This is a genomic window from Vibrio sp. FF145 (assembly GCF_041439075.1).
Lineage (GTDB): Bacteria > Pseudomonadota > Gammaproteobacteria > Enterobacterales > Vibrionaceae > Vibrio > Vibrio tasmaniensis_A.
This window is the reverse complement of the sequence record NZ_JBGONH010000129.1, coordinates 1-1,221: the sequence shown is the minus strand read 5'-3', so window position 1 is coordinate 1,221 and position 1,221 is coordinate 1. Positions and strand designations below refer to the sequence as shown.

At 49.7% G+C, this 1,221-nt stretch carries 1 rRNA gene; it reads right to left on the bottom strand.

What is annotated here, in order from left to right:
* Positions 1-1,204, bottom strand: a 23S ribosomal RNA gene (locus ACED42_RS21805); the annotation flags it as partial.
* Positions 1,205-1,221 lie beyond the last annotated feature (17 nt).

The following is a 1,221-nucleotide window of genomic DNA, read 5'->3' as shown; positions in this document are numbered from 1 at the left end:
CACCTTCAACGGCTTACAGAACGCTCCCCTACCCCACATACCCTAAGGTACGTAGCCGCAGCTTCGGTGTATAGCTTAGCCCCGTTACATCTTCCGCGCAGGCCGACTCGACCAGTGAGCTATTACGCTTTCTTTAAATGATGGCTGCTTCTAAGCCAACATCCTGGCTGTCTGAGCCTTCCCACATCGTTTCCCACTTAGCTATACTTTGGGACCTTAGCTGGCGGTCTGGGTTGTTTCCCTCTCCACGACGGACGTTAGCACCCGCCGTGTGTCTCCCGGATAGTACTTACTGGTATTCGGAGTTTGCAAAGGGTTGGTAAGTCGGGATGACCCCCTAGCCTTAACAGTGCTCTACCCCCAGTAGTATTCGTCCGAGGCGCTACCTAAATAGCTTTCGGGGAGAACCAGCTATCTCCAGGTTTGATTGGCCTTTCACCCCTAGCCACAAGTCATCCGCTAATTTTTCAACATTAGTCGGTTCGGTCCTCCAGTTGATGTTACTCAACCTTCAACCTGCCCATGGCTAGATCACCTGGTTTCGGGTCTAATCCTAGCAACTGTACGCCCAGTTAAGACTCGGTTTCCCTACGGCTCCCCTAAACGGTTAACCTTGCTACTAAAATTAAGTCGCTGACCCATTATACAAAAGGTACGCAGTCACACCACGAAGGTGCTCCTACTGCTTGTACGTACACGGTTTCAGGTTCTATTTCACTCCCCTCACAGGGGTTCTTTTCGCCTTTCCCTCACGGTACTGGTTCACTATCGGTCAGTCAGTAGTATTTAGCCTTGGAGGATGGTCCCCCCATATTCAGACAGGATATCACGTGTCCCGCCCTACTCGTTTTCACTGATGATGAGATGTCGATTACGGGGCTATCACCCTTTATTGCGGCACTTTCCAGAGCCTTCATCTGTCTCATTAAAAGCTTAAGGGCTAATCCAATTTCGCTCGCCGCTACTTTCGGAATCTCGGTTGATTTCTCTTCCTCGGGGTACTTAGATGTTTCAGTTCCCCCGGTTTGCCTCCTGTTGCTATGTATTCACAACAGGATACTTACTTATGTAAGTGGGTTTCCCCATTCAGGAATCCCAGACTCAAAAGGTTATTACTACCTAATCTGGGCTTATCGCAAGTTATTACGCCTTTCATCGCCTCTGACTGCCAAGGCATCCACCGTGTACGCTTAGTCACTTAACCATACAACCCGAAAGGGT